Below are 4,295 nucleotides of genomic sequence, written 5' to 3'. Positions count from 1 at the left end.
GATAAGATATCGGGCATGGGCGATAAGTGGTTTTTGAGTTGTCGTTGTGAGAGACAACAACTCTACTACGAAACGCCCTACCTCTTCACTCTCTGATTTTGGCTAAGGTATTGTTTTCAAGAGGCATTTATGGCAGACATTACTGGGACTACTGCTAACGATTTTCTTCTCGGCACTCAAGTTATTGACACAATTTTCGGTGCAGATGGAAATGACATTTTAATCGGTCTTGCTGGTGACGATTTTCTCAGTGGTGACTTAGGGGATGATTTACTTATAGGTGGCGCAGGCAACGATACTCTTTATGCTGGACTCAGCAGTGGAGTACTTTTTGCACCCGGATTCGGAGGGGACTTTGGCTCAACAAATATATTGTTCGGTAACAGTGGTAATGACCAGTTGTTTGGGTCTGAAGGCAGTGATTTCATGTTTGGCGGTGAAGGCGATGACGTAATCGATGGCACTTTTCTTGGGGGTGATGATTATCTTAATGGTGGTGACGGTAATGATATTATCCGTGGCGGATTCGGCAATGATACTCTGATTGGTGGCGATGGGGATGACTGGTTAATAGATAATTCCTTCAGATTCGGCTCCGGCAATGATTATCTTGATGGCGGTAACGGCAATGATTATCTTATTGGTAGCATTGGAAATGATACTCTGATTGGTGGCGATGGTAATGATACTCTCAACGGTACTGGCAACCCAGGGAATTTACCGACTGAATTGAGAGTTTACGGCAATCGGGAAATTGATACTTTAACTGGTGGTAATGGCAGCGATACATTCGTCTTGGGACTGGCTGGTTTGAATGAGTCTGGAAACATTGAGAGTTTCTATGGCAGCCGTAACTTTGGTTTTACCAGCAGTGGATTAGTTACTGGTGGCAACGATGATTACGCCCTAATCACCGACTTCAATTCTACCCAAGATACAATGGGAGCAACGCGATTTTTTGAAATTCGGTTTTATTCTCAATTAAATAGGTAAATTCTCAATAACCCCAGGTATTTGGGTGGCGATCGCGCTACTGTAGGGGGAGCATCATCACTCGTTTTTATCCGACTTCAGAAAATCGCGTTGCTCCCAGATACAATCCAGCTTGCCGGCACAATTAGCGATTATGTTTTAGGTTCCTCTGGTGATGGTTTACCATCTGGCATCGGCATTTATTTGACTATCCCTGATAGTGGAATTCCTAATCGTACAACCAAGGAACTGATTGCCATTGTTCAAGGTGACACTAATTTGAGTCTGGACGCTAGCTACTTTACTTATGTAGCCTGATTGTTTGGTCAACGCACTCTTAGGCGATCGCCACAAAGTAAGCGTCATGTTTCAATTACTTTCTGTGAGCGATCGCTTGATTCCATACACAGCGAGTAATAGCCTTTTAATGCCAGAAACGAGTAGTGGCTTATTGAGTTTGTCTGTTTGTCCATTGAGTTTTGAGTAGAGATAGAAGCCAATGGTTATGGAACTGATGGTTATGGTAGAAATAATCCCTTAGTAAACCTTCCTTGTGAAAGTTAAGTTTTTCTAAAAGCCTAAGTGAAGCAATATTTTTAGGATGTACTAGAGCCTCAACACGGTTTAGCTGCATCCGCTCAAACCCAAATTCCAGCATGATTGACAGTGCCTCAAGCATATAGCCTTGCCGCCAAACTCTTGGATTCAGGTCGTAACCAATCTCAGCCCGATGGTGGTGATGACTCCATTTGTGAAAACCGCAAGTGCCAATCAGTTGTCCATCAACTTTAGTAACCAAAACCCAACGCATATAAGTTTTATCAGTCAGTTGCCCATCAACATAAGAATTAATGATTTCTTGAGCGTGTTGAAGGGATTTAATGGCATCTTCATCTAAAAGATACTGATTAATTTGCGGAGCGCAAAAGTGGTGATAAAAAAATTCAAAATCATTTTTCTCTAAAGCTCTCAGGTAGAGCCTTTGGGTTTCTAATGGTGGAAAAACGGTACTCACTAACTTCATGCCCTCAACTTGGCAATACTGTTTTAAGTTGTAATAGTATCAACCTTAGAGTACGTAGTAGTCCATGAGACTGTCTATTTGCTGCACTGCAATCATGATGATGGGTCTGGGCGACGCGGGTGTAGGGGTTCGCTCAGTTTGGGTTGGGGGCTTCGGTCGATGAGATTGATGCACTCGCTACATCTAAAGTAATAACTGGACATTTTATGCAATCGCTCTTACTGTTATTGTCATTATTCCTTGAGTGTTCAGTTCTACACCTGGGGCTGGTAAAAGGGCGATCGCACACTACACCGCCAAATGCTAAACTCTGGTGGATGGCACAGTTGGTAAGTAAGATGTTGCGAGAGGATATTCTTCTGCTAATTGCGCCAACAAGCTAGGTGTTTTTTTTCGCCAAGTCTTTTTTTGGGGTTCAATCGCTTGCCCTGTCTGCGTTTCCAGCTTTTTCTTGCGAATTGGAGATGGCGCAACTCTCCAAAGCTCTGCCAGCATTGGCTTTGGGCTATTTTTCTCAGTTTGCCTTTTGACAACCCAACGGCCCGAAAGGTACTTTGGTTTCAGGTCTACGCAAGCTGTACCTTGAAAACCAAATATATACTAGGTTTGGGAAACAAAGGGAACCAATCAACAAAACAACAATTTATTTGAGTTACAAACTCACCATTACCCTATTAGGGATTGAAACACCTGAACGCGATCGCTTACCCAACTGGCTGCAACAACCTCTGCCACAACCTTGTGTAGCGCTGCTGGTCATCGGTAGTTCGCACCGAGCTAGCGATCGCTTTTCTCGAATTTAGTTTTTTATAGCTTACTGCTACAGCTAAATTTGACTCTTGCACCAGGGGCAGATGGAAACAAATTGTGATTCTAATTTTAAGGAGAGTTTACTTTTACATCATCACAGACAACGCGAAAACCAATATCTTCGTACTTATTTTTTGGGTTGCATCGATGACGGTAGGCAGACCGACACATAACAGAGTCAGAGTACCAAGAACCACCCCGTACTACCCGAAATTGATTGCTGTCTACCCAAGCAATGTTATCTGTTGGTGCATCGTCGTAAGTGTCATGCCAAGTATCGATACACCATTCCCAAACCTGACCGTGCATATCATGCAAACCGAAAGCATTAGCAGGGAAACTACCCACAGGACTTGTCTGCCCATTAAACTTTTGATTACTAGAAATATGTTTACGGCTATAGTTGGCTAATTGATTTGTTATTTTCTCCCCGAAGTAAAAAGATGTTATTGTACCGGCACGGCAAGCATATTCCCATTCGGCTTCGCTAGGTAAACGATAGTTTCTGCTGGTTAATTTGGAAAGTCTGGCACAAAATTCATTGGCATCATACCAAGAAATTTGTTCTACAGGATGCTCAACTCCGCTAAAAAATGATGGTTTGGAGATTAACGATTTAGTAACTTGAGGGAAAAAAGCTGCAACTTGTTGCCATTGCTTTTGAGTAATTGCATATTTACTCATAAACAAAGGTTGAATATTCACTTGATGTTGAGGACGTTCATCATTTTTACTATTTAATTCATTCACTGATGAACCCATCATGAAAGTACCACCAGGAATTTCTACCATTTCCAATCTTACGTCACTAGCTAAAACTTCTTGAAAACTTTTAATCTCCGCATTTAGAGAAAATGAACGAAGAGGTTTTTTAGCTTTTCCTTGAGTTTGATATACTATATCTCTTCTTTGGAATTTTATAATCTGCACAGTAGCTTCCACAGGTTATTACTTGAAACTCCACAGAAAATAGCTATTTTTAAAGTTACAAAAAGAAATACAACAATACTATACAGTCACTGACCTGATAATAGCAAATTAAACAATATGATCCCTCAATGGTTTGTATCAATGATTGCAACGATATAATTTTGTTAATAACTTTTACTTTTCCATAGCTTAATTCCTTGAGAAAAGCGAATATAGACGGCTCACCCAACTGGTTGCAACAACCTCTGCCACAGTCTGGTGTAACGCTGCTGATCATCCGTGGTTCGCACCGAGCTAGCGATGGCGTAACCGCCCGCCGTAGGCGATCGCTTACGTCATCACCACAGTATTTGAATTAGCCCGATGAATGCGGTAAAGCGAAATGCGAATGCAACTGCTATCCCCTCACCTTGGCAACCTTATAACTTATCGTCATGATGAATGAGCTGCACATTGAGTTGATACATCAGTTATTTGCGGCTTCAGACAAAATTAATCTGCCCCTGTGGTTGCAGGGTGGGTGGGCTATTGATGCGAAATTACATCGGATTACACGGGA

At 42.0% G+C, this 4,295-nt stretch carries 9 protein-coding genes; 6 read left to right on the top strand and 3 right to left on the bottom strand.

The features are described 5' to 3' along the window. Positions 1 to 129: 129 nt before the first annotated feature. From H6G83_RS34570 to H6G83_RS35095, 3 genes are all read left to right on the top strand, one after another. Positions 130 to 993: a calcium-binding protein gene (locus H6G83_RS34570; protein ID WP_190480672.1), complete on the top strand. Its 864-nt coding sequence runs from the start codon at positions 130 to 132 to the stop codon at positions 991 to 993. Between the two features lie 90 nt (positions 994 to 1,083). Continuing rightward, positions 1,084 to 1,290 carry a hypothetical protein gene (locus H6G83_RS34565; RefSeq protein WP_190480675.1) on the top strand — a complete coding sequence of 69 codons (207 nt, stop codon included), beginning with the start codon at positions 1,084 to 1,086 and terminating at the stop codon, positions 1,288 to 1,290. A gap of 4 nt (positions 1,291 to 1,294) precedes the next feature. Next, complete coding sequence (locus tag H6G83_RS35095; protein ID WP_206759027.1) at positions 1,295 to 1,459, top strand: hypothetical protein; 165 nt, start codon at positions 1,295 to 1,297, stop codon at positions 1,457 to 1,459. On the opposite strand, the gene H6G83_RS34560 is transcribed toward H6G83_RS35095, so the two are convergent. Beyond that, positions 1,421 to 1,987, bottom strand: a complete 567-nt coding sequence (locus H6G83_RS34560; RefSeq protein WP_190480669.1) for a GNAT family N-acetyltransferase — start codon at positions 1,985 to 1,987, stop codon at positions 1,421 to 1,423. The two genes, H6G83_RS35095 and H6G83_RS34560, sit on opposite strands and share 39 nt — an antisense overlap. Before the next feature lie 312 nt (positions 1,988 to 2,299). Next, positions 2,300 to 2,491: a hypothetical protein gene (locus H6G83_RS34555; protein ID WP_190480667.1), complete on the bottom strand. Its 192-nt coding sequence runs from the start codon at positions 2,489 to 2,491 to the stop codon at positions 2,300 to 2,302. Between the two features lie 152 nt (positions 2,492 to 2,643). Here H6G83_RS34555 and H6G83_RS34550 point away from each other — a divergent pair, with 152 nt between their 5' ends. Continuing rightward, positions 2,644 to 2,799, top strand: a complete 156-nt coding sequence (locus tag H6G83_RS34550) for a hypothetical protein (protein WP_190480665.1) — start codon at positions 2,644 to 2,646, stop codon at positions 2,797 to 2,799. 76 nt (positions 2,800 to 2,875) lie between these two features. On the opposite strand, the gene H6G83_RS34545 is transcribed toward H6G83_RS34550, so the two are convergent. Then, positions 2,876 to 3,736: a formylglycine-generating enzyme family protein gene (locus tag H6G83_RS34545; RefSeq protein ID WP_313937831.1), complete on the bottom strand. Its 861-nt coding sequence runs from the start codon at positions 3,734 to 3,736 to the stop codon at positions 2,876 to 2,878. A 197-nt stretch (positions 3,737 to 3,933) separates the two neighbouring features. Here H6G83_RS34545 and H6G83_RS34540 point away from each other — a divergent pair, with 197 nt between their 5' ends. Both H6G83_RS34540 and H6G83_RS34535 read left to right on the top strand, forming a co-directional pair. Then, positions 3,934 to 4,095: a hypothetical protein gene (locus H6G83_RS34540; RefSeq protein ID WP_190480662.1), complete on the top strand. Its 162-nt coding sequence runs from the start codon at positions 3,934 to 3,936 to the stop codon at positions 4,093 to 4,095. A 78-nt stretch (positions 4,096 to 4,173) separates the two neighbouring features. Further along, a partial coding sequence (locus tag H6G83_RS34535) for a nucleotidyltransferase domain-containing protein (protein WP_390823485.1) occupies positions 4,174 to 4,295 on the top strand: 122 nt, incomplete at its 3' end.

Source organism: Anabaena azotica FACHB-119 (assembly GCF_014697625.1).
Lineage (GTDB): Bacteria > Cyanobacteriota > Cyanobacteriia > Cyanobacteriales > Nostocaceae > Trichormus > Trichormus azoticus_A.
The sequence above is the reverse complement of the archived record's forward strand: the minus strand, read 5'-3'. Positions and strand labels throughout refer to the sequence as shown.